The following is a 23,767-nucleotide window of genomic DNA, read 5'->3' as shown; positions in this document are numbered from 1 at the left end:
AATATCGCGATCGCAGCCTTCGGCTGCTAGAAAAAATAAACCCCTCCGAAAAAAGAGGGGTTTATCATCAATCTGAACCCGGCCTATGCCGGGTTTTTTATTGCTTTTTTTCGATTACAAGTTGCCTGCGTCCCACATTCAGTAAAGCCTTCAAGCCTCTACAATTCATAACAAAGGTTTAATTTGCTGGTGTTATCTAACCAAATATTCTTCAAAACCTTGATTTTAGGCCTTTCCCTCACTAAACCTAAACACACCTTTTGAATTAAATTATCGCTTAAATATCAGTAAAACCTTGTGTTTATAAGGGCTTTTCTTTTATCATTTGCGGTCGAAAATTTTGAAAACTTTCGTGACCTCGTAAACCAGTAAATTTTTACTGTTACGTCGCTGTCATGACAAGCCATATGATGCATGACGCAAGCGTGATAAAACCAGTATAAGCTTGGGTTACACATCATAATTATCCAAACCTGGAGAAATGTGGATGAGCAATGTATCTGTAGATGCAACAGAGTCTGCACACAATGAAAACCAGCCAGAAAACAACACTCGTCGTCGGTTCTTGACCGTTGCCACGTCGGTAGTTGGTGGTGTAGGTGTCGTTGGTGCTGCTGTGCCTTTTATTGCGTCCTGGAATCCAAGCGCCAAAGCGAAAGCCGCCGGTGCTGACGTTGAAGTAGATATCAGCGGGATTGAGCCTGGACAGTTAGTACGTGTGATGTGGCGAAGCAAGCCTGTGTGGATTGTACGTCGTACGCCAGAAATTCTTGAAGAATTAGGCACGCACGAAGATAAGCTGAAAGATCCTAACTCTGAAGCTGAGCAGCAGCCTGCCTTTGCTCAAAACCGTTTCCGTTCAATGAAGGAAGAGTACCTTATCCTTGTTGGTATCTGTACTCACTTGGGTTGCTCTCCACAGCATCTTAAAGACGGTGCATTTGAAGAAGTGGTTGAAGGCGTTCCAGATGGATTCTTCTGCCCGTGCCACGGTTCGAAATTCGACATGGCTGGACGTGTATTCCAAAACGTTCCTGCACCGTTGAACCTGGTTGTACCGCCATATCAATTCGTTGATGACAATAACATCATCATCGGTTCAGAAGCGGAGGCCGTGTAATATGAATGCTTTCCTAGGTTGGATTGAAGAACGCATCCCAATGATGCGCGTTGCGAATATGCACGCTCTTCAATATCCTGCTCCAAAGAACATGAACTTCTGGTATGTGTTCGGTTTTCTAGCAACTATTGTTTTGGTAAACCAGATTGTTACTGGTATTTGGTTGACCATGAACTTCGTTCCATCTTCAGAAGGCGCATTTGCTTCTGTTGAATACATCATGCGTGAGATCGACTACGGTTGGATCATTCGTTACATGCACAGTACTGGCGCATCAGCGTTCTTTATTGTGGTATATCTACACATGTTCCGTGGCATGATTTACGGCTCTTATCAGAAGCCTCGTGAGCTTCTATGGGTGTTTGGTATGTTTATTTACCTAGCGCTTATGGCAGAAGCTTTCATGGGTTACGTACTACCTTGGGGACAAATGTCTTACTGGGGTGCACAGGTAATCGTATCGCTATTTGGTGCTATTCCTGTTGTTGGTCCTGACCTTGTTATCTGGCTACAAGGTGACTACGTTATCTCTGGCGCAACACTAAACCGCTTCTTCGCATTACACGTTATTGCGTTGCCGTTGGTTATCGTTATTCTTGTGTTCCTTCACATTATTGCACTTCACGAAGTGGGTTCTAACAACCCTGATGGTATCGCTATCAAGCACAAGAAAGGTTCACTACCTGAGTCTGAAAAGACGAAGTATGAAATTCATGAATACTACACAAGCAAGTACGACATTGCTGATGACGTATTGCCGTTCTTCCCACACATCGTACTTAAAGACCTTGTGGCGTTCTGTGTATTCTTAGCATTGTTCACTTACGTGCTGTTCTTTGCCCCTGAAATGGGCGGTAAATTCCTAGAGCACCCTAACTTTGAAATTGCTAACCCACTTAAAACACCAGAGCATATCTTCCCTGTTTGGTACTTCACACCGTTCTACGCGGTACTAAAAGCGGTTCCTGATAAGCTATTCGGTGTATTAGCGATGTTCGGTGCAATTGCTGCGCTATTTGCTCTGCCTTGGTTAGACCGTGGTCGTGTTAAGTCATGGCGCTATCGTTGTGGCCTACACAAAGTAAACCTTATCGTGTTTGCAATTGTGTTTATCTTCCTAGGTTACCTAGGTGGTACACCGCAAGAAAACTGGAAAATCATTGCGTCGCAAGTTGCAACGGTAATGTACTTCGGTTTCTTCGTAGCACTGTTCTTGTACAGCAAAAACGAAAACACTAAACCTGTGCCAGAGAGGATTTCTAAATGAAAAAAATGATGTGCTTTTTAGCCTTCTTCCTACCTGGCGTAGCGCTTGCGGCAGGCGGGAACGTACACCTGGATAAAGCCCCTATCGATTTAACCGATAAGGCGTCTTTACAGCGCGGTGCACAATTGTTCATGAACTACTGCTTAGGCTGTCACTCAATGAAGTATCAGCGCTATCAGCGTTCATTCCAAGACTTGGGTATTCCTGACGAACTAGGTCAAGAATACCTGCAGTTCACGGGTGAAAAAGTGTCTGACTACATTACCCGTGCAATGCCAGAAGAAGCCGCTGCTGGCTGGTTCGGTGCTGCTCCACCAGACCTAACGCTAGTGGCTCGTGTTCGTGGCGAAGACTGGATTTACACTTACCTGCGCTCTTTCTATGTTGACGAAAGCCGCCCATTTGGTGTGAACAACACAGTATTCCCAGAAGTAGGTATGCCACACGTACTTCAACCACTTCAAGGTACGCCAACACGTACTTATGAAGAGCAAATGGTTGATGGAGAGATGGTTAAGCGTTATGTAGGCATTAAGTCAGATGGTACTGGCGCAATGTCTCCTGACGAGTACGACCAAGCTGTTGCCGATATCGTGAACTTCCTAGAGTACACAGGTGAGCCTTCTAAACTTGAATCTCACAAAATCGGTAAGTGGGTACTTATCTTTATCGCAGTATTGTTTGTATTTGTTTACTTACTGAAGAAAGAATACTGGCGAGAAGTGCACTAATCGCACAGATTTATGTATAATATGAAAAGGGGGCTTCTCGCCCCCTTTTTTGGTATTTACTCGTGCTATCTGAAAATCCTAGTAAATAGGGTCTTCAGGTAGCACGAGTTAACGTAATAAGCTTACCGTTTGTAAGCGTAAACTTGTTTCTCGACGGAGGAAATTGAATGGCCGTAGCCGCGAATAAACGTTCTATTATGACGTTGTTCTCTGACACAATTGATATTTATAGCCACCAGGTGCGTATTGTGTTGGCAGAAAAAGGTGTGGGTGTTGAAATCAGCTACACAGATCCTAGCAACTTGTCTGAAGATCTGTTGGAGCTTAACCCTTACGGTACTGTTCCAACTCTAGTTGATCGCGAGCTTGTACTTTACAAGTCGCACATCATCATGGAATACCTTGATGAGCGTTTCCCTCATCCACCACTTATGCCGGTTTACCCAGTATCACGTGGTCAGAGCCGCCTTATGATGCACCGCATCGAGCAAGACTGGTACTCGCTTGCTGCCCGTATTTTCCGTGGCGAAGGTGATGTAGAAGCAGCACGTAATGAGCTGCGTGAAGCTTTGCTATCTCTTGCGCCTGTATTTGGTGAAATGCCTTACTTTATGAGCGAAGAGTTCAGCTTAGTTGATTGCTATCTTGCTCCGCTATTATGGCGTTTACCTGCACTAGGTATTGAACTAAACGGTGCTGGCAGCAAAGAAATTAACGCTTACATGAACCGTATTTTCTCTCGTAGTTCATTTAAAGCGTCTTTGACTGACCAAGAGCGTGAGATCCACAACCCGCTATGACATCTATGACGTCAAACCAGCCCTATTTGCTTAGGGCTTTTTATGAGTGGATTGTTGATAACGACTTAACGCCGTACATTGTGGTAGATGCAACCAACGAGTTGGTTGAAGTGCCGCAGGAATTCGTTAAAGACGGTCAGATCGTTTTAAACGTATCACCTAGTGCGTGTGTTAACTTTTCTCTTGATTTAGATGGCTTATCGTTTCAAGCGCGCTTCTCTGGGCAACCTAGAAGATTAAGTATGCCTTGTGAAGCGGTAATGGCTATTTACGCAAGAGAAAATGGTGCAGGTACGGTATTCGCCACTGAAGAAGATGTGGCTCGTGCGCAGCAAGAGCGTCCAGAAACATCTGAAGATGTTTCTCAACCTAGCGGCCCGACGTCGCTGGAAGATGCTGATGCAAGCGACGTGAAAGACGCACCTGTTCCACCTAAAAAGGGTAAACCTACCCTTAAAGTTATTAAGTAGCTTATTAAGTAACTTATTAAATAGCTTATCAAATAATGTAATAGCCTGGTTTTGTGAAGTTTATCTACTCAGCAAAGCCAGCGCTTATCTTTCTTATTCCCGTTAAGTTTTATCTCCGTTTCCCCTTCGCACAAAAGTAAAAACACCCCATTACCTGAGTAATAGGGCGCTTTCAGGTGGTACTGCGTTTGACCATTTAACGGGTTCGGGTTATCACCACGCGGCTCGTTGGGAAATCAAAGCGATGGGCCTCGGTTAGTACCGATGTGGATAGACCCTCACGGCTTGGATCGTCAGCGTTTGCACTAGTGACTACACCTTGGTGAAGTCTTACTGCATCGGCAAGATCATCCCTCACCACATCATAGCCCGCAGCTTCTCCGCCGCCACCCGCTGCACTAGCGGCAGGGCCTGGCATAGTAGCTGCGGTTTCTGTGTTTGCTTCTGTACCCGCATCCCAAGTCACTGTCATGAACGTTTTTATATCACCAACCGCCATGTTGCTTACATTCGCAGCGTTTAAGCCGGTGAATGCGTCGTTGGTGTTGACCAGCATGGTCGTTACCGTAAGGCGCAGGTCGTCAGCATCGAGTTCTGGAACCACTAGAGTTAGTTCTGCGCCCATTGAGCGAGGACCCAATATGCCCCCAGAGTTTTGCGCATCCAAAAAGTCCGTGGAGTCCATGGCTTCAGTAATGACCATAGACGGGTCACCGCCTTCAGCCATTATTTCAATGCCCATGCTGGCTGGCTCGCCTTCATTAAATGAATGGAAGCCTGACTCATGCAATATGACGGCGGCAGGTGCAAAGGGCTGAGAGTAGGTTAAGTTGGTAATTTGTACGGTATAAACCGCTGAATTACCATTAATACCGTCTTGTCCGTCCGAACCGTCCTGGCCATCCGTACCATCTTGTCCGTCAGTACCTGCTTCCCCCTGCGGACCCGCTGGTCCTTGAGGGCCTGTATCACCATCGTCGCCGCAGGCAGCAAGAAGCGCTGAAAGCATCAATAATGTACTGAGTTTAATTATTGGATTATTCATCGTATTGGCTCCTTAAGATGCAGGAACAGTAATAACTACACGTGCTACTGGGTTCAACCAACGGTGTACGGTAGAGTCCAGATCACTGGCACCAGCGGCGCTATCAGTATCACCAAGCGCATTGCGGTGGATGTGTACTGGGCCATCTTCACCATCTTCAACTTCGCCATTAACGATTTGTGCACCCACACCCGTGCCACCTGTACCCAAATCAACAATACGAGTGGGAGCGCCGCCACCGGCAACACCCGGTACGCCATATCCACCCAGCGCGTTTCCGGTCCCAGCTTCAACAACATCTGTACGGGCACTATTTAATTCATCGTTAAGCTCAGTACCGGCGTCGTATGCATTAAGGTAATAAGTGTAGGTACCCGGCTCGGTTGGAATTTCAATACTGTCCATACCAACAAAAGCGTCGTTAGTAGGTATTAGCATGGAAAGTAGCGAAAGATATGGCTTGTCCATAGTATCGAAGGGATAGCTTAACGTAGCTTTCGGCGCGAGAAGTCCGCCAAAACGGTGCCACGTATTTGAACCATTGTCGGTATCAACAGGGCCGAGTAACGCTTCAAAGTTTGCGCCGCTTGAATCAGCATTTTGTTCGTCGTCAATAACACCAGCTTCAGCTAACCACGCTAAAGCTGACGACGCAGGTTGCCCAACTTCAAAGGCATCGACGGTGTCATCGTGAGCTATGACTAAGCGCGGCGTAAAACTCTGCGCCTGAGTCAGGTTGGTAATTTCAATGTCTAAAGTGACAGCTTGGCTTACTGATACTGCTGCTAGCGACAAAAGCGTTGCGCTAGCAAGTTTAGTGAATTTCATTTTATTGTCCTTATTTATGGCTTAAATCGCATAAAAATTTAGGGCAGTAAAATGTCCAATTCATCACAGAACTTTCACAAAACGCACACAGATTCGTCTCAATAAATAACAGTGCTGTTATAAATTCTGAATTTATATTTTTTAAAAAAATTGTAATCACTGTGAAAGAAAACCACGAACACACTGGTCTTGTTTTTTATTGGCGAATTAGGAGCGAGATATGATCCTTATCATCTACAGTGGAAATAAGTTTCAACAGAACATATCGCAATGCTTAAGTAAGCATAGCTTTCTTTACGACGCAGTCTCTAATTTTCAATCCGCAGAGTCGTTGCTTAAGGCGCAGCATTATTCGCTCGTTATTGTTGAGTCGCATGGAAATATTATCTGTCTTAATCGTATAAAAGGCCTTGTTGATACGAACCCAGAAAGTTGGGTGATGGCAGTGGAAAGTGACGCGATGACAGACGATGTGGCCGACGAAGAGGTAGATGAAGCAAACTACTATGAAGTAGGCGTAGATGATTATCTATCAGGGCCATTTGATGCACGCATGTTTACTGCCCGTATTCGCTCCCATATGCGTAGGAGTATGCCTAGCCAAGAACATTTAAGACCATCTCAAGGTAGTGAAGAGCGCATCGAAATAGGACCCCTTAAAATCGACCAGCGTTTTCATAGCGTAACCCTAAATGGCCAAGTGCTAACGTTAACGGCTAGGGAGTTTGCGCTACTGGATTATTTTTGTCGTCATCCAAACCAAGTTTTTTCTCGCAATCAATTGCTCAGTGAGGTGTGGGGCTATAACCACGAAGGCTACGAGCACACGGTGAATACCCATATAAATCGGTTACGCACTAAGCTTGATAAAATCAACAGTATTGAAAATGGCGGACAGCTAGTAGAAACCGTCTGGGGTGTGGGTTACAAGCTGAACGTCAATGGATATATAGCGAAAGCGCTTATTGCATGAGTGTTGTTTAGCTCACCCATGCCCTATCAGGCATGAGAGTTCAAAATTAACTTAAATTAGAAACAGCGTCGCAGTACCTAAGAAAGCAAAAATACCCACTACATCGGTTATCGTAGTTAAGATAACACTGCCAGCTAGGGCAGGGTCTATCTTAAGACGCTTCATGATCATAGGTAAGGTTGCGCCCGCTAAAGCAGCTGCAATCATGTTTACCATCATGGCAAAGGCAATAATTACGCCCAGCATGTAATCTTGTTTCCATAACGCGATGACAGAGGCAATAAGCACCGCCCAAATGGCACCGTTTAAAAAGCCGATGGATATTTCTTTACTGATAAGCCATCGTGAGTTACTCGCGTTAACATGGCCTAGTGCCATACCGCGAATAACTAGCGTTAGCGTCTGATTACCCGCTACACCGCCCATACTGGGGACAATGGTATTTAATATAGCTAACACAGCCAGTTGGCTGAGCGTTGCTTCAAATAGATCACTCACCATCGCAGCCATTAGCGCCGTCACTAAGTTTACCGCCAGCCACACCGAGCGTCGTTTGGTACTTTGCATAACGGGTGCAAAGGTATCTTCGTCATCATCAAGACCCGCCATACTCATCATCGAGTGCTCGGCGTCCTCACGAATAATATCAACCACGTCATCAATGGTAATTCGGCCCACTAAGCGATGGTTTTCATCTACAACAGGTGCTGAAAGCCAATTGTATCGCTCGAACAGGCTTGCCACTTCGTCGTCTGGCATATTCACAGGAATCGCTTCAGATTCCTCGTCCATAACGTCAGACACTTTATCGTCGGTATCTGCGGTGAGTAAACGGGTAACCGGAACAATACCAACAAGGTTATCAGTTCGGTTTACCACGTAAAACGTATCCGTATTCTCAGGTAGCTCGCCTTTTAAGCGGATATAGCGCAAAACCACGTCAATGGTCACATCTGGACGTAAAGTGATGGTGTCGGTGTTCATAATGAAACCAGCGGTTTCCTCACCGTAAGACAGCGCTTGCTCTGCGCGCACGCGATCTTGTGCATCCATCGAATCTAGAATATCGGCCAATACTGGCTCGGGAAGGCTGCTTAGCGTCTCTGCTAAGTCATCGGTATCCATCTCTTCAAGTGCGTCAACTACATTAGCGGGAAGCATTTTTGTAATGATACCGTTTCTAACATCGTCAGACAGTTCTTCTAAAATGTCGCCGTGAAAGTCACCATCAATGAGCTCCCATAATTCGTCACGGGTTCTGCTAGGGCTAGATTCAAGAATGTGGGCGACGTCTGAGGGCGGTAATTCAAGCAGAAGCTTACGTACAGATACGAATTGACCGTTGGTCAACGCAGCGTTGAGTGCGCGTAACTGAGTTTGTACGTATTTAGAAACAAGCGCTTCTGCCATAAGGCGTTATTCCTACAAGCTAAAAGATGAACAATGCAGGCCATAGAGCCTAAGTGGGCGTAGAATATCGCAATTATAATGAGTCTGTCATGATAATTGCGTAGGTTTTGCGCAGGATTTTAAGATAACTGCGCTAAGTGTTGATTAATTGGTCAATGGATTGGGCAAGTAAGACTATTCGTCTTCGTTAAATCTGCCCTCAATAAGCTCTTCAATAGCTGCAAGCGCATCAACAGCATCACTGCCGTCCACAATCACGTCTACCTGTTCACCTTGATGGCTTTCAAGCATCATTAATCCCAATACACTGCTTGCGTCTGCTTCTTTATCGCCTTTTTTTAAGATGATTTTAGCGTCGAATTGATTAGCCAGTTTAACCAGTTGGGTCGCCGCTCTTGCATGCAACCCTAACTTATTGACGATAGTTAGCGTTTTTTGAATAGTCATTACTGATTCAGCTCTCTATGGCGAATTTGTACATCAGGGTGTATTTCACTGAAGGTTTTCGACAGGGTCTGTGCGATATAAACCGAACGGTGTTGGCCACCAGTACAGCCAATCGCTACGGTTACATAACTTCTGTTATTGCGCTCTAAATGAGGCAGCCATGTCGTTATTAAATTCTGAATTTGCCAAATGAACTTGGTCACTACAGGCTGCGACCCCAAAAATACTTCTACTGGTGCATCTAATCCGGTCAGGTGTTTAAGGTCGGGCTCCCAGTGGGGGTTAGGTAAAAAGCGGGCATCAAAAACGTAATCCGCATCTTTAGGAATACCGTGCTTAAAGCCAAACGACTCGAACACAAGCACAAGGCGTGAGCTTTTCTTACCCAGGATACGCTCTCGAATTAACTCTGCCAGTTGGTGAATGGTAAGCTTATCTGTGTCTAAATATAAATCTGCGCGTTCAGCAATAGGAGCAAGTAGGGCAGACTCGGCTTTAATGGCTTCTGAAAGCGATTTATTAAGCTTGGCGAGAGGGTGAAGACGACGTGTTTCGCTAAAACGCTTAACCAGTACATCATCGCTCGCGTCAATGTAAACAATGGTCATCGACCACGAAGAAGGCAGGTAGTCTAGAATTTCTACCAAATCGTCAGGATTTTTAGGTAAGTTTCTCACATCGATACTTACCGCAACCTGATCGTACTCGTCAACAACTGTATGGGTTAAGGTGGGAAGTAAGTTTACCGGGATATTATCAACACAGTAATAACCTAAATCTTCCAATGCGCGAAGTGCGACAGACTTACCAGACCCCGAACGACCACTGATTATTATCAGCTTCACCTACTTTCTCCCTAATACTCTGGTTTTATCACATACGCGTTGTTGAATTAGGCGCCTACTAAACGGTTAATAGGCGCTTAATGTTTAACTTAATGCAGATAGAATATCGTCGCTTGTCGTTGCGCGACGTATTGCTTTAATCGTTTCTTTGTCGCTTAGTTTACCAGCCACGGTGGCCAGCGTTTGAAGGTGTCCTTCGGTCTGTTCCTCAGGAACGAGTAGCGCAAAAAAGATGTCTACGGGTTTCTCGTCAAGGGCGTCGAAGTCGATTGCTGGCGTGCTGGTTACAACAATGGCGATCACTTTTTCAAGGCCCGGCAGGCGTCCGTGGGGTAAGGCGATACCATTACCAATGCCTGTACTACCCATACGCTCTCGAGCCATCAAACTGTTGAGTACCGTTGCCTGATCAATGTTCTCGTTTTGCTTGGCAGCGATATCAGCGATGATCTCAAGAATTCGCTTTTTACTATTACACTGAACCGCACACTCGGTGCGGTCCAGACTTACGATGGCTTGTATATCCATGCTTAATTAACTACTAATGTTTTTTCAGTTTTTCCTTATGCTTGATTACCTGCCGGTCGAGTTTATCAACCATGCTGTCAATCGCCGCATACATGTCGGTATTTTCTGAGGATGCGAATACTTCAGCGCCACTTAAATGAACGGTCGCTTCGGCTTTTTGATTTAATTTTTCAACGTTCAGGATGACATGCACATTAGAAATGTGATCAAAGTGACGTTCAAGTTTGCTGAACTTCGTATCGACATAATTACGCAAAGAGTCGGTGATTTCGACATGATGACCAGTAAGGTTGATTTGCATATTTCGTCTTCCTTATATTATTAAGCCCGATTAAATAAGGCTTTTGCGTTGGTTCGACGGCGGGATCGACAACGATTCCCGGTACTTTGCTATTGTTCGCCGGGCAACTTTAATGCCTTGTTCGGCCAACAATGAAGCAATCTTGCTATCACTCAGCGGCTTGCTAGGCTTTTCAGCGGCCACTAATTTCTTGATCAATGCACGAATCGCTGTAGATGAACATTCACCACCAGACTCTGTTGCAACGTGGCTTGAGAAGAAATACTTCAATTCGAAGATTCCACGTGGCGTATGCATGTACTTTTGCGTTGTCACTCGCGAAATAGTGGATTCGTGCATATCTACCATTTCTGCGACATCATTTAGCACCATTGGTTTCATCATTTCCGGGCCGTGCTCAAAAAAGCCCATTTGCTGCTGCACAATGCAGTTTGCAACCTTCATTAAGGTTTCGTTACGAGATTCAAGGCTCTTTATGAACCACTTAGCCTCTTGCATGTGTGAGCGGATGAATTGTGAATCGCTACTATTCTTGGCACGGCGACTCATTGCAGCGTATTGTTGATTTACGCTTAATTTAGGCAGACTGTCGGGGTTCAGCTCAACCACCCAACGGCCATTTTTCTTGGTTACTGAGACATCAGGAATAACGTACTCAGGCTCTTTAGTAACTAAAGCACTACCTGGGCGAGGATTCAAGGTTTGCAGTAAACGCATTGCCTCGCGTAGCTGATCTTCTTTCAATCGGCTTTTACGCATAAGCGTACGATAGTCTTTGCTGCTCAGTAAGTCAGAGTACTCTTCAATCAGTTGCTTTGCTTCAGCAAGCCACGGTGTGTCTTCTGAAAACTGGCGCAATTGCACCATCAAACATTCTTGTGGAGAGCGTGAGCCAGAACCAATAGGGTCGAACATCTGAATGCGCTTAAGCACACATTCTATTTCGTCCATTTCAATCGGCTCTTCCATATCATCATCGTTAACCGCTTCTAAAATATCATCAAGGGTAACGGTTAAATAACCTGACTCGTCAATAGAGTCGATGATTGCTGTAGCGATTGCGCGATCGGTATCCGAGAAGTGGGTAAGGCGCATTTGCCAAAGAAGGTGCTCTTGAATATCTTCAGTAGTCTCACCTTGGAAGATTTGCTCGTCGTCATTGGATGGACCCGGAGCTGGCGAAGATGAAGCAGAGTAGTATTCGTCCCATGTGCTGTCGATTGGCAGCTCATCGGGAAGATCGTTTTTCTCAAGTGCATCGCCGGCTTCTAGTGTGTCACTAGATGCAGAAGCAGTGGCCTCAGAGCCGCTGTCATCGTTGTCGATATTGTTCTTTTCTAGTTGCGGCTCGTCGTTACCTTCTTCAACTTCTAATAGCGGATTAGAATCGAGCGCTTCTTGGATCTCTTGTTGAAGATCAAGTGTAGAAAGCTGCAGCAGTTTAATGGCCTGCTGAAGCTGTGGTGTCATGGTAAGTTGTTGGCTAAATTTTAGCTGTAAAGATGGTTTCATCTACGTCTTATTTAAATGCTCTAAATTGAATATACCAGAGCGAAACTGAAAAATGGCAATTCGGTTACATTAACTATAGCCTGAATTGTTCGCCTAGGTATACATCCCTTACTTTTTGATTACTTAAAACCTGTTCCGCCGTTCCTTGCGCAATAAGCTCGCCATGACTCACAATGTACGCCTTTTCACAAACATCCAATGTCTCTCGTACGTTATGGTCTGTGATAAGGATTCCAATACCCCTATCGCGAAGATGTTGTATTATCTTCTTTATATCATTAACTGATATTGGATCAACACCAGCAAATGGTTCGTCTAACAAAATAAATTGCGGTTTTGCTGCCAGAGCGCGGGCAATCTCAACGCGACGGCGTTCGCCCCCTGACAAACTCATCCCCGTACTATTACGTATATGGTTAATATTAAATTCATCAAGTAGCGCATCAGCTTCTTCTTCTTGCTGTTGTGAATTTAAATCTTTACGGGTTTGCAAAATGGCCATGATATTTTCATGCACTGTGAGCTTTCTGAAAATAGAGGCTTCCTGCGGTAGGTAGCCAATTCCGCGGCGTGCGCGCTCGTGCATGGGCTGATGAGTTAGCTCATTGTCGTCGATTTCAATCTTGCCTTTATCCAGATTCACTAAACCAACAATCATGTAGAATGTGGTGGTCTTACCAGCGCCATTTGGGCCAAGAAGACCAACAATTTGACCCGTTGAGACAGACAGACTTACATCTCGAACAACCTGTCTTGACTTGTAAGCCTTAGCAAGATTTTTAGCGCTCAAAGTTGCCATTGCTATTCATTGCCCTCGTTGTCTTTTTTGTCTTTCTTAGACGAAGTTTTGCGAATGGTCTCAGGTGTGAATACTGTGGTCACTCGACCCTCACCATCCTTACCTGCGCCGCCAGTCGCTAGCAATTGCTCGGTAATCATATCGAACGTGATGTTGTCACCCTGTACTTTACTGGTGTCTTGTTTCAACTCTGCGTTTCCAGCAAGAGAAATCGTTCGGTTCACCACTTCATAGCGTATTTCATTAGCTTTTGCCGAAACTGGCGTGCCGTCTTCCAATTGCTGGGAATAGCTTGCAGGCTTTCCTCTAGCAATAAATATTTCACGACCACCACCGTCAGTGGCAATTACTTCCACTTCGTCAGCTTCAATAACCAAAGAGCCTTGAGTTATGAGTACGTCGTCTTTGTACAACGCGGTTTTATTTTTACCGTCGATAAACTGGGTGTTCGAGCCTATTTTTATGGGCTGCGAAAAATCATCTTCACTGGCGTGTACCGCACCGCTAGCGATGGCAAGCAATAAACTAGTTGCTAGGGGAATAAGTGGTTTGTACATGATCTAAAAGCTCGTATTCTTGTGTGCGTAAATTCGCGTTAAACCCATTACTTAAAATGACATATTGGGTGCCCAGTATTTCAACGGGTTGGTCAGATGTCATTTGCTTGGTTTCTAAATTAATTTGAATGTACTCGGTCGATATACTTCTGACAAAGTCATCGCCAGTTTGGTTCTCAATATTAACTTGGTTTTCCAGCTGGATTAGCTCGTTATTGTATAGTGTACCTTCATCAGCGGTTACCACCCATGGTGATGACGCGTTTTCTGTATAAAGGGTGTATTTAGGTTGCTGAAACAATACAAAGCCAAGCTGGTCGTAATGCTCCATCGACTCTGCAAATACTTTGTGATTTAACTCACCGTCTTGATTGTACAGCGTAGTGGTTAGATTTTTTGCTTTGTAGGCGGGCTTTAGCGCATCGTTTTCACGATTCCCCTGCGTTTCAGGCTGCTCTTCCATCCACGTAGGGATGTACATCAGCATCGCCAGAATAAATAGCGCCGATATACTTAATCCTAAGCGATTAAAGCCAAACAGGCTCATACACTAGCTCCAAAAATCTCATTTGCTACCCCTTTGGCCTGCAAAATGGTATCCGATATTTCTCGGACCGCGCCAAACCCTCCGGGAAGGGTCGTAATCCAGTTTGCTTGTTTTGCTACGTAAGGATGGGCATCGGCAACCGCAATTTTAACCGCAACGTGCTTGTACATACCCGTATCTGGCATGTCATCACCTACCGCAGCCACTTCGTCAGTGTTTAACTCAAGGTGCTTCATCAGGTCGCTAAGCGCGTCTGCTTTATTCTCTTCGCCTTGAATTATATGTGCAACATTCAGTGCCTTCATTCTATTTTCAACAATGGCAGAGCGACGTCCAGTAATAACCGCGACATTCACTCCATTGCTCACTAGCGCTTTTACACCATATCCATCACGGGTATGGAATGCTTTAAGTTCTTCACCGTCGTTACCTAAGTAAATTCGGCCATCTGAGAACACACCATCAACGTCGCATACCAGCAACTTTATCTTGGCTAGTTTTGCGAAAAGCGAGTCATTTATTTCCGTGTACAAGGTGGTTGTCATTTAAAGCACTCCTGCTTTTAGTAGCATATGCATGTTAAAAGCCCCAACAGGTTTGCGCTTATCGTCAGTAACCATTAACGCACTAATTTTATGGGTTTCCATCAAATTCAGGGCTTCTACAGCCAGCTGACCTGCGGTGGTAGTCTTGCCGCCTTTAGTCATTACTTCTTCTACTGTCGCACTGTGTACGTCTACGCGGGCATCGAGAATTCGTCGTAGGTCGCCATCCGTAAAGACGCCTGTCAGCGTACCGTCTGCCGCTATCACGCCTGTCATACCCAACCCCTTTTTAGATATTTCCAGCAGTGCGTCAGCAACAGAAGCACTGGCATGGACAAGGGGGATATCACTGCCGCTTTGCATGATATCGCTAACTTTAAGCAGAAGTTTTCTGCCTAAACTGCCGCCTGGGTGCGAAAGCGCAAAGTCATCTGAGGTGAAACCTTTTTGGTCGAGCAGTGCTACCGCAAGCGCATCACCCATAACCAGTGTGGCGGTTGTGCTTGACGTAGGAGCAAGACCTAGCGAACACGCTTCTTTTTCAACGCTGATATCAAGCACGACATCTGCGTGTTGCCCTAATGAACTGGAAGCACTGTTGGTCATGGCGACCACCTGTATGCCTAAGCGTTTAACTACGGGCAATAAGTTAACGAGTTCGTTAGTCTCGCCAGAATTAGAGATGGCGAGTAAGACATCGCCTTTGCTTAGCATGCCCAAGTCGCCATGGTTGGCTTCACCAGGGTGCATGAAAAATGCAGGAGTACCTGTACTGGCAAGCGTAGCGGCAATTTTATTTCCGATATGCCCAGACTTTCCCATACCACTCACGACAACTTTACCCTTGCAGGCAAAGAGAATATTACAGGCAGCGATAAATTCATTGTTTAAGCGCTCTGCCAGATTAGCAATAGCTTGAGTTTCAATTTCAATAACGCGCTTCGCTGAGTCGATATAGTTCATCTGAGTTTGTGTATTCATGATTATCCGAATAGCCAGAATTGATAGCCGATAAAGCAAGCCAGAAGTATGAATCCATTTGTTCTTGATATTGTACGTTTGCCGATTAAATCGAAGCTGAACAAGAACAATAATAATGTTAAACCAAGCATTACGTACATATCTCGGTTGTAAACGTCAGGGTCCAGGATACCAGGCGCGATTAACCCGGGCATGCCAAGTACGGCAAGCAGGTTGAAGATATTTGAGCCGATGATATTACCCAGTGCTAAATCGTCTTCACCTTTAAGTACACCCGCAACACTTGCTGCTAGCTCAGGTAGACTTGTACCAAACGCAATAATCGTTAGTCCGATAACCAAATCCGAAATGCCCATGTATCTGGCAATTTCTACTGCTGAGTTCACCAAAAAGTGAGCACTTAATGGAAGTATTACAAGGCCTACACCAATCCAAATGAGAGCTGACGTATTTGAAACGCCTTTGGGGATTTCATCTGCGGTTTCCGCAACCAGAGGGTCTTCTTTATCTACCTGTAGCGACAACCACGCCATCATTGCCAGTACGAAAATGAACAGGCCTAGTAGGATAATGCCTTCATAAGACTTAAGTTCACCGTCAAACATAAAGCCAATGGCAATCAATGAGATGATAAGGAGTGCTGGAAGTTCGCGCTTTAACGTTGTTGATGAAACAAGCAATGGTTTCACTAGCGCGGTTATACCTAAAACTAGCGCGATGTTCGTGATGTTAGAACCTAGCGCGTTACCCACGGCGGTGTTCATATTGCCATTTGCGGAGGCTATGGCGGAAACCACAATTTCAGGTGCCGAAGATCCCATAGCGACAATCGTTAGTCCGATCATCATTGGAGAAATGCCGATGTTTTTTGCTAATGCTGAGGCGCCATATACAAACCGGTCAGCGCTCCAACTCAGTACAATCAGCCCAACAAGAAAAATGACAATGTTTAAAAGCACAACAACCTGTAATAGAAAGTATTTCGCTAGATTGTCGCAAAAAGAGTGCCATTTGCCTATGCTCGCAGCGTTTTATTTTCGCCAAATACTGTCAATTGACGTAAATTTCCGCTGAATACGCAAATTAGGTCGCACTTACACACACAAGACTTCATATTCAGTTTCAGTTAAGAAACAACAAAATAGGATGGTATTAGGATTGATTTGGGAGGCTTGTAGGATACTAGATGGGCACTTGGGCGTGAGATACCGAATACCAGTCCGCATAGATAATTGCCCACTCAGAAGGCGCTGGCAAGTTTCCTAGCGAAGCGTGGGAATGCAGGAATGGCTGTTCCCTTTCAAATTCCCAGAATGAAGCTAGGAAGTTTGCCAGACCTTCCCGAAGGGCGAGTTTAAAATGTCCGTACTCTTTGTTGTGTCACCTTGATGTAGAACCACTATACCTGCGGTAACACGCCGCGATTACGAACATTTTAACTCTCGCTGCGTGGGTAATAATCTATACGGACTGGTATATATTCGTCTTAATCGAACATAACTTGTAACTTTTTGACTTTGGCGAGGGGCTTGAAAAAGCGTACAATGCCCTTAAATTACACCGCCCAGACAAGGTGTTCTAAGCAATGTCTGGCGATATAAATTCAAAAAAGTACACTGGAGAGTAAACTTTTTTGATTTTATGCGCTCATAAAGTAAACTGTGCAGTAAACCTTAAGAGTGGATCAAGTGAAGGCACAGAAATTGAATACTCACTTACTCTTATAATTTTAAAATTTTCTAAGTGGATTGAACGCGTTATTTTATAAGGTCTCAATCCAACGTCAGGGGTCGACATTTAAGTAACTATGGATCATTTAGTTGAAGTAGATAACCTTACCTTTAAGCGCGCTGATCGCATCATTTATGATGGGATATCGCTAAAGGTACCCAAAGGCAAAATTACTGCGGTAATGGGGCCAAGTGGTATAGGTAAAACCACGCTGCTGCGCCTTATTGGCGGGCAGTTAACGCCAGATGAAGGTGACGTTAGATTCGACGGCGATTCGATTGTTTCTATGTCGAGAAAAACGCTATATGAGACACGTCGTAGAATGAGCATGCTTTTTCAAAGTGGTGCGCTTTTTACCGATATGAGTGTGTTCGATAACGTGGCGTTTCCACTTCGCGAACATACAAAACTTTCTGAAGACGTTATTGCGACAATTGTCGCTTTAAAGCTACAGGCAGTAGGATTGCGCGGTGCAGCTCAGTTAATGCCTAGTGAATTATCTGGTGGTATGGCGCGCAGGGCTGCTTTGGCTAGGGCGATTGCACTAGATCCAGATTTAATCATGTACGACGAACCCTTTGCAGGACAAGATCCTATATCAATGGGTGTGCTGGTTAAGCTTATTCGTGAATTAAACGACGCACTTAATCTAACCAGTATTGTGGTGACTCACGATGTCACTGAAGTACTGACCATTGCCGATTATATTTATATCTTAGCTGACAAGCGGGTTATCGGTGAAGGAACGGCGCAGCAAATCAAAGAAAGTGACTCTGAATTAGTCCAGCAGTTCTTGAAAGGAAAAGCAGATGGTCCGGTACCATTTCATTATCCTGCACCTGATTTGAAAGCAAGCTTCTTGGGGGCAGATAAATGAAGTTCTTCCAATCAATAGGCGCTAAAACGATAGGGAAGGTCACTGCGGTTGGTCGAGCAGCTCTTATGTTGTTTGGTGCATTAATCGCTGTCCCTAGGCTTAAAAATGTACCGTTGGTGATTAAGCAATTGTATGTAGTGGGCGTTCAGTCGCTGCTAATTATTATGGTGTCGGGGTTATTCATCGGCATGGTAATGGCGCTACAAGGCTACACCATTTTGGTTGATTATGGCGCAGAAGGTAGCTTAGGCCCCATGGTCGCACTTTCATTGTTAAGAGAGCTTGGTCCGGTTGTGACCGCATTGCTTTTTGCTGGGCGAGCTGGCTCAGCCTTAACAGCTGAAATAGGCTTAATGAAAGCCACGGAGCAACTGAGTAGTTTAGAGATGATGGCGGTAGACCCGCTACGACGTATCGTCGCTCCGCGTTTTTGGGCGGGAATGTTAGCGATGCCTATGCTTGCCATTATTTTCAGTGCCATTGGTATTTTAGGCGGCCACTTAGTGGGTGTTGATTGGCTAGGCGTTGATGCAGGCAGCTACTGGTCAATTATGCAATCGACAGTAGATTGGAACCAGGATGTCATAAACGGCGTAATAAAAAGCCTCGTGTTTGCCTTGGTTGTAACGTGGATTGCCATATTTAAAGGTTACGATTCTATTCCAACATCGGAAGGGATCAGCAAAGCGACTACCGAAACGGTGGTCTATTCATCATTAGCAGTATTAGGGCTGGACTTCGTGCTAACCGCCCTTATGTTTGGTATCGAGTAGGGGATTGGAATGAGTAAGTATAAAACGGAAGTAATGGTTGGTGTGTTTGTCATGCTTACAATCGGTGCGTTGTTGTTATTGGCACTGAAAGTAGCAAACCAAACGGTAGCCACCGAAGGCGATACCTACACGTTATACGCAAAATTCGACAATATTGGCGGCTTAAAGCCGAGATCGGCAGTAAAGGTTGGTGGGGTAACGGTTGGCCGTGTGTCATCGATTACGCTAGACCAAGAAGATTTTACGCCAGTGGTTGAGCTGTCAATTTTAAATGAATACAACGGCTTTCCAGAAACCAGCTCTGTGTCTATTTTGACCTCGGGTTTGCTAGGCGAACAGTATGTTGGCTTCCAACCTGGCTTCTCTTTCGACGGTGTCGCTAATTTACAGAATGGCGATTACCTTCAGGATACTAAGTCAGCTTTGGTTCTTGAAGATCTCATTGGTCAGTTCTTATTTAATCGCGGAAGCGACGAAGACTAATCGCAGTATTACGGCCAGACGTATATTACCAGGTCGTTAAATTATTCCAGCGGCGTGATGAAACTTATTGGATTGCCATCAGGTCTGCTAAATAGAGTTTTAAGTTAGGAGAGTAATTTTGAAAAAGTTTATGGTAGCACTTGGCATCTTCATGATGTCTGTAGCGGGCATAGCGAATGCACAAGAAGTTAATGAACAAAACCCGTATGAATTGGTTCAAGACGTAGCAAACCGTACGTTTGAGCGCATCAAAGCGAACCAAGCAGCGATCAAAGCTGATCCTGAAATGCTACGCACTATTATGGAAGAAGAATTAGTACCTCATATCGACTACAAATTCGCTGCTTTTATGGTACTAGGTAAACACTTTAAGTCAGTACCTCAAGAGAAGATGGGCGAGTACATCAGCGTATTTCGTCAATATTTGGTAACAACCTACGCTGTGGCAATGGGCTACTACGACAACCAAGAAGTTATCTTTGAGCCTGAATCCTCTTTTGATGATAAAAAATCAGTAACAGTGCGCGCAGTGGTTCAAGATCCAAACCGCCCTGAAATCAAAATTGCTTTTAAAGTTCGTAAAGACAGTAAAACGAACGAGTGGAAAGCCTACGATATGGTTGCTGAAGGCATCAGCATGCTAAACAGCAAGCGTAGCGAATTTGAATCAATCCTTCGTCAAGACGGTATCGATGCAGTTATCGCACTAATGCGCGACAAAATTGGTAAGCCAGTTGAGCTTAAGCAAGGCGAGCCAATCGAAATCGAAGGAGAGGCTGAGTGAGCCTATTCGAGGTAAACGACAAAGGCAATGTAGTGGTTCACGGTCATCTTGACCGTGAAACGCTGTCGAAGAATTTCTGGGATAGTTTGAACGGAAATGACCGTAGCACCTTGATTAACAATAAAAGATGTCTTGTTGATTTAAGTGATGTTGAGCGCGCAGACAGTGCAGGTTTGGCTTGGCTTATTAATGCCGTTAGGGATGCAAAGCAAAATGGTGTTAGCATGAGCCTATATAAAATGCCTGAGAAGCTACGTAAGCTTGCTAAAATAAGCGACGCAGATAGCTTTTTACCCGTAGAATAAACACCCGTTAGCGAATTAAGAAGTAAGTTATGGAATTGTCTGAAATTGAAAAAATCTTGAAAGATGCGTTAGACCTTCACGAAGTCCATGTAAAGGGCGAAGGTTCGCATTTTAATATTATTGCGGTAAGCGATGCTTTTAACGAAATGAGCCGTGTGAAGCGCCAGCAAGCGGTATATGCGCCTTTGGCTGATAAAATTGCAGACGGCAGCATGCATGCAATTACCATCAAGACGTTTTCAGTAAAAGACTGGGAGCGTGAGCGCCAGTTTAATATTCCTCAATAATAGGCGTAGCACGTGGATAAACTCGTAATTAAAAAGGGCCCTGCGCTCAACGGTACCGTGCGCATCTCTGGCGCTAAAAACGCGGCCTTACCATTGTTGATGACAAGCTTGCTGACCGACTCTCCTTGTCGTTACACCAACGTTCCTCGTCTTCGTGACATCAATACTACGACGGCACTTTTGCGTGAATTAGGTGTTGAAGTCGCACTACCCGCACCTAACGATATCGTTATCGATGCGAGTACGCTACAAAGCGTTACAGCGTCCTATGAGTTAGTACGTACTATGCGTGCGTCTATCTTGGTACTTGGCCCATTGCTAGCTAAGCAAGGTAAAGCGAATGTCTCTTTGCCCGGTGGCTGTGCTATAGGTGCGCGCCCGGTAAATCTTCATTTAACTGGCCTTGAAAAGATGGGCGCGAAGATTGAAGTAGACGAAGGCTACATTCGAGCCGAAGTCGATGGTCGTCTGAAAGGTGCGCGTATTTTCATGGATATGGTAAGCGTGGGTGCCACTGAAAACCTACTGATGGCAGCGGCGCTGGCTGACGGAACAACCATTCTTGAAAACGCGGCACGCGAGCCCGAAATCGTTGATTTAGCAAACTGTCTTATTCAGATGGGCGCGAAAATTAGCGGTGCAGGAAGCGATAAAATAACCATTGAGGGCGTGGAAACCTTAAACGGTTGTGATTATGCAGTGCTGCCTGACCGTATAGAAACCGGTACTTTCTTGGTAGCGGCCGCTGTGACAGGTGGGAAAATACGCTGTACTCATGCGGCGCCAGATACATTAGATGCGGTGCTAGATAAGTTAGAGCAGGCCGGAGCTAAAATCACCACTGGTGATGACTGGATAGAGCTAGACATGGAAGGGCGCAAACCGCAGGCTGTGCGAGTTAAAACCGCACCACATCCAGCATTCCCTACGGATATGCAGGCGCAGTTTGTTACTTTGAACTGTGTTGCCGAAGGCACGGGCGTAATTACAGAAACCATTTTTGAAAACCGCTTCATGCACGTGCCAGAGTTACAACGTATGGGCGCAGAAATCGCGTTAGAAGCGAACTCAGCAGTGTCTAAAGGCAGCTCAAGTCTTAAAGGAGCTCCGGTAATGGCTACTGACCTGCGCGCGTCGGCAAGCTTGGTGATAGCTGGGCTCATCGCAGAAGGTGAGACTCACGTGAATCGCATTTATCACTTAGACCGTGGTTATGAAGCCATTGAAGAGAAGCTGGGTGGCTTGGGTGCCATCATTGAAAGAGTGAAAGAATAACTCAAGGTTTTGCACTTCTACGAAAAAGCGCCAGATAGCATATCTATCTGGCGCTTTTTTTGTGTCTATTATCTATGCAGACTGGTATTAAATCTTCACGTTCTAAACTTGGGAAGCCGAACTAATCTGCCAGCTCCAACAATACTTATTGACCAGCGCGAAGCTCTGCGACCGTTGCCGTAAGAGTAATTGAACGCCCGTCGCGGCTGAGCTCAATTTCAAGTTCAGTACCGGGCTCGGTTTCGGCAATCATATCTAACGTTTTTGATGCGCTTTCTAAACGTACGCCGTCTATGGCTACTATGATGTCGCCAGGGCGGATACCCGCGATGTCGGCAGGGCTGCCTTTAGCTACTGCTGAAACGTCTATGCCTGGTCGGTTGCGGTTTTCACCGCCAACAAAGCCAAGCTGCCCGCGAACAACACGTCCATTGCTAATAATTTCATCCATGACTCGCTTAGCTAATTCGTAAGGCACGGCAAAGTTAATGCCGTCTACATTGCGAGCGCGATTATTTGAATCTAGCACCTGGAAGTTGGCGTTAGTGATACCCAGCAAAATACCATTGCTATCTACCAGCGCGCCACCAGAGTTACCTTGGTTCAAAACTGCGTCGGTTTGAATGAAATCAACATAATTAGATAGACCATTTCGTCCGGCTCTGCTTACTATGCCTTGAGTAATGGTTTGTCCCAGATCGAAAGGATTACCAATCGCCATCACCACATCACCCACATGGGTGTCAGGTTCTGATACCTGAGGAATAATGTGCAGGTTATCAGCGGTGACTTTTAACACGGCAAGGTCTGTCAGTGGGTCGGTGCCCACAATTTGCGCTTCCAAAATACGTCCATCTTGAACCGCCACGTAAATGCTATCTGCATCTGCAACTACGTGGTGACAGGTAAGCAAATAGCCATTTTCTGTCATGATAACGCCAGAACCCAAATTGGTGCGCCCACGAGATTGATTTCTGAATAGGCCTGAACCGTTCTCAATACTGACGCTGTAGATATTGACTACTGCAGGCGCAGAGCGGCTTAGGGCAGTAAAATAGCTTTCGCGACTAGCGCTTACCGAGGGAGAGTTAAAGAACCCTTGAGCAAGGCCTTTGCCTTGACGTAGATCGGGTAGAAAAACTAACAGTAATGCAGCAACAGCTACGCCAAGAAATACAGATTTTAGTAAGAAGTTAAAAATTGAGCGGCCAGTCACAAATCACACTTTTTGTTATCTGTCGCACTTAATTAATACGTGCCGTTAACTCAGCACTACTTCACAATCTTAAAGCGCAACATTCTTAAATTATCATCTTACGGCAAAGGATATCACTTTATTTAATAAACTACCGTAATGAAACGCAAATTTTGTGCAACTCAATTTGCACTAGTATGTACTTCAAAACCTTTCATGCTGTTCATATAGCCTTATTCACGTGGATATAGGTGTAGCTCGAGAATGCGGCTTATTAGAGAAGTCCGTAAAGAAGCCCCGTTAGGAAGCTAGGAGCACACTGTTTTCAACGGTCATCATTTGAAAACAAAA

28 protein-coding genes are annotated in these 23,767 nt (G+C 45.2%); 13 read left to right on the top strand and 15 right to left on the bottom strand.

Going from position 1 to position 23,767, the window contains the following annotated elements; genetic code table 11:
• The first annotated feature begins 487 nt into the window (after positions 1-487).
• From petA to NO989_RS14505, 5 genes are all read left to right on the top strand, one after another.
• A complete protein-coding gene (gene petA / locus NO989_RS14525; protein WP_049586157.1) occupies positions 488-1,120 on the top strand; it encodes a ubiquinol-cytochrome c reductase iron-sulfur subunit in 633 nt (210 codons plus the stop codon).
• Position 1,121: 1 nt separating this feature from the next.
• Positions 1,122-2,387 (top strand): cytochrome bc complex cytochrome b subunit, encoded by a 1,266-nt coding sequence (locus NO989_RS14520; RefSeq protein ID WP_014948332.1) that lies wholly within the window; start codon positions 1,122-1,124, stop codon positions 2,385-2,387.
• On the top strand, positions 2,384-3,118 hold the full coding sequence (locus NO989_RS14515) for a cytochrome c1 (protein WP_014948333.1): 735 nt from the start codon (positions 2,384-2,386) through the stop codon (positions 3,116-3,118). Before NO989_RS14520 ends, NO989_RS14515 begins: the two co-directional genes overlap by 4 nt.
• A 167-nt stretch (positions 3,119-3,285) precedes the next feature.
• Entirely contained in the window at positions 3,286-3,918 is a 633-nt protein-coding gene (sspA, locus tag NO989_RS14510) for a stringent starvation protein SspA (protein ID WP_012517332.1), read from the top strand.
• Positions 3,915-4,388, top strand: a complete 474-nt coding sequence (locus NO989_RS14505; protein WP_014948334.1) for a ClpXP protease specificity-enhancing factor — start codon at positions 3,915-3,917, stop codon at positions 4,386-4,388. Before sspA ends, NO989_RS14505 begins: the two co-directional genes overlap by 4 nt.
• A 196-nt stretch (positions 4,389-4,584) precedes the next feature.
• Here the strand turns inward: NO989_RS14505 and NO989_RS14500 are convergent, their stop codons facing one another.
• Positions 4,585-5,433, bottom strand: coding sequence for a spondin domain-containing protein (locus tag NO989_RS14500; protein WP_039224559.1), 849 nt, complete (start codon positions 5,431-5,433; stop codon positions 4,585-4,587).
• Between the two features lie 12 nt (positions 5,434-5,445).
• Entirely contained in the window at positions 5,446-6,261 is an 816-nt protein-coding gene (locus tag NO989_RS14495) for a spondin domain-containing protein (protein WP_283619830.1), read from the bottom strand.
• Positions 6,262-6,481: 220 nt separating this feature from the next.
• On the opposite strand from NO989_RS14495, the gene NO989_RS14490 reads away from it, so the two are divergent.
• On the top strand, positions 6,482-7,234 hold the full coding sequence (locus tag NO989_RS14490) for a response regulator transcription factor (protein ID WP_014978394.1): 753 nt from the start codon (positions 6,482-6,484) through the stop codon (positions 7,232-7,234).
• 51 nt (positions 7,235-7,285) lie between these two features.
• Here NO989_RS14490 and mgtE read toward each other — a convergent pair whose 3' ends face one another.
• From mgtE to NO989_RS14430, 12 genes are all read right to left on the bottom strand, one after another.
• Complete coding sequence (mgtE, locus tag NO989_RS14485) at positions 7,286-8,644, bottom strand: magnesium transporter (RefSeq protein ID WP_014948338.1); 1,359 nt, start codon at positions 8,642-8,644, stop codon at positions 7,286-7,288.
• A 174-nt stretch (positions 8,645-8,818) separates the two neighbouring features.
• On the bottom strand, positions 8,819-9,091 hold the full coding sequence (locus NO989_RS14480; RefSeq protein WP_014948339.1) for an HPr family phosphocarrier protein: 273 nt from the start codon (positions 9,089-9,091) through the stop codon (positions 8,819-8,821).
• Entirely contained in the window at positions 9,091-9,936 is an 846-nt protein-coding gene (gene rapZ, locus NO989_RS14475) for an RNase adapter RapZ (protein ID WP_014948340.1), read from the bottom strand. Before rapZ ends, NO989_RS14480 begins: the two co-directional genes overlap by 1 nt.
• 84 nt (positions 9,937-10,020) lie before the next feature.
• Entirely contained in the window at positions 10,021-10,464 is a 444-nt protein-coding gene (gene ptsN / locus NO989_RS14470; RefSeq protein ID WP_014975727.1) for a PTS IIA-like nitrogen regulatory protein PtsN, read from the bottom strand.
• Between the two features lie 13 nt (positions 10,465-10,477).
• Entirely contained in the window at positions 10,478-10,765 is a 288-nt protein-coding gene (hpf, locus tag NO989_RS14465) for a ribosome hibernation promoting factor (RefSeq protein ID WP_012517338.1), read from the bottom strand.
• Positions 10,766-10,795: 30 nt separating this feature from the next.
• Positions 10,796-12,277 carry an RNA polymerase factor sigma-54 gene (locus NO989_RS14460; RefSeq protein ID WP_014948342.1) on the bottom strand — a complete coding sequence of 494 codons (1,482 nt, stop codon included), beginning with the start codon at positions 12,275-12,277 and terminating at the stop codon, positions 10,796-10,798.
• 73 nt (positions 12,278-12,350) lie between these two features.
• Positions 12,351-13,076 (bottom strand): LPS export ABC transporter ATP-binding protein, encoded by a 726-nt coding sequence (lptB, locus tag NO989_RS14455; protein WP_014948343.1) that lies wholly within the window; start codon positions 13,074-13,076, stop codon positions 12,351-12,353.
• Between the two features lie 2 nt (positions 13,077-13,078).
• Positions 13,079-13,633: a lipopolysaccharide transport periplasmic protein LptA gene (gene lptA, locus NO989_RS14450; RefSeq protein WP_014948344.1), complete on the bottom strand. Its 555-nt coding sequence runs from the start codon at positions 13,631-13,633 to the stop codon at positions 13,079-13,081.
• A complete protein-coding gene (lptC, locus tag NO989_RS14445; protein WP_014948345.1) occupies positions 13,602-14,180 on the bottom strand; it encodes an LPS export ABC transporter periplasmic protein LptC in 579 nt (192 codons plus the stop codon). Before lptC ends, lptA begins: the two co-directional genes overlap by 32 nt.
• The gene (kdsC, locus tag NO989_RS14440) at positions 14,177-14,725 is read right to left on the bottom strand and encodes a 3-deoxy-manno-octulosonate-8-phosphatase KdsC (protein ID WP_014948346.1); all 549 of its coding nucleotides are present in this window, start codon (positions 14,723-14,725) and stop codon (positions 14,177-14,179) included. The genes lptC and kdsC overlap by 4 nt, the downstream gene beginning before the upstream one ends.
• Entirely contained in the window at positions 14,726-15,706 is a 981-nt protein-coding gene (locus NO989_RS14435) for a KpsF/GutQ family sugar-phosphate isomerase (RefSeq protein ID WP_061094262.1), read from the bottom strand.
• A gap of 2 nt (positions 15,707-15,708) precedes the next feature.
• Positions 15,709-16,665, bottom strand: coding sequence for a calcium/sodium antiporter (locus NO989_RS14430; protein ID WP_014948348.1), 957 nt, complete (start codon positions 16,663-16,665; stop codon positions 15,709-15,711).
• Positions 16,666-17,513: 848 nt separating this feature from the next.
• Between NO989_RS14430 and mlaF the strand changes: the two genes are divergently transcribed.
• From mlaF to murA, 7 genes are all read left to right on the top strand, one after another.
• Positions 17,514-18,314 (top strand): phospholipid ABC transporter ATP-binding protein MlaF, encoded by an 801-nt coding sequence (gene mlaF / locus NO989_RS14425; protein ID WP_014948349.1) that lies wholly within the window; start codon positions 17,514-17,516, stop codon positions 18,312-18,314.
• Complete coding sequence (gene mlaE / locus NO989_RS14420; RefSeq protein WP_014948350.1) at positions 18,311-19,087, top strand: lipid asymmetry maintenance ABC transporter permease subunit MlaE; 777 nt, start codon at positions 18,311-18,313, stop codon at positions 19,085-19,087. Before mlaF ends, mlaE begins: the two co-directional genes overlap by 4 nt.
• A 9-nt stretch (positions 19,088-19,096) precedes the next feature.
• Positions 19,097-19,570: an outer membrane lipid asymmetry maintenance protein MlaD gene (mlaD, locus tag NO989_RS14415; protein ID WP_014948351.1), complete on the top strand. Its 474-nt coding sequence runs from the start codon at positions 19,097-19,099 to the stop codon at positions 19,568-19,570.
• A 118-nt stretch (positions 19,571-19,688) separates the two neighbouring features.
• Positions 19,689-20,354 carry a phospholipid-binding protein MlaC gene (locus tag NO989_RS14410; protein ID WP_014948352.1) on the top strand — a complete coding sequence of 222 codons (666 nt, stop codon included), beginning with the start codon at positions 19,689-19,691 and terminating at the stop codon, positions 20,352-20,354.
• Positions 20,351-20,659 carry an STAS domain-containing protein gene (locus tag NO989_RS14405; RefSeq protein ID WP_321825170.1) on the top strand — a complete coding sequence of 103 codons (309 nt, stop codon included), beginning with the start codon at positions 20,351-20,353 and terminating at the stop codon, positions 20,657-20,659. The genes NO989_RS14410 and NO989_RS14405 overlap by 4 nt, the downstream gene beginning before the upstream one ends.
• A 29-nt stretch (positions 20,660-20,688) precedes the next feature.
• Positions 20,689-20,946 carry a BolA family protein gene (locus NO989_RS14400; protein ID WP_012517351.1) on the top strand — a complete coding sequence of 86 codons (258 nt, stop codon included), beginning with the start codon at positions 20,689-20,691 and terminating at the stop codon, positions 20,944-20,946.
• 12 nt (positions 20,947-20,958) lie between these two features.
• Positions 20,959-22,221 carry a UDP-N-acetylglucosamine 1-carboxyvinyltransferase gene (murA, locus tag NO989_RS14395; RefSeq protein WP_014948355.1) on the top strand — a complete coding sequence of 421 codons (1,263 nt, stop codon included), beginning with the start codon at positions 20,959-20,961 and terminating at the stop codon, positions 22,219-22,221.
• Positions 22,222-22,366: 145 nt separating this feature from the next.
• Here murA and NO989_RS14390 read toward each other — a convergent pair whose 3' ends face one another.
• Complete coding sequence (locus NO989_RS14390) at positions 22,367-23,437, bottom strand: trypsin-like peptidase domain-containing protein (RefSeq protein WP_014948356.1); 1,071 nt, start codon at positions 23,435-23,437, stop codon at positions 22,367-22,369.
• Positions 23,438-23,767: the final 330 nt, after the last annotated feature.

Origin of the sequence: Alteromonas sp. DY56-G5, from assembly GCF_041414725.1 — a bacterium.
GTDB lineage: Bacteria > Pseudomonadota > Gammaproteobacteria > Enterobacterales > Alteromonadaceae > Alteromonas > Alteromonas macleodii.
This window is presented reverse-complemented; position numbering and strand designations above follow the sequence as displayed.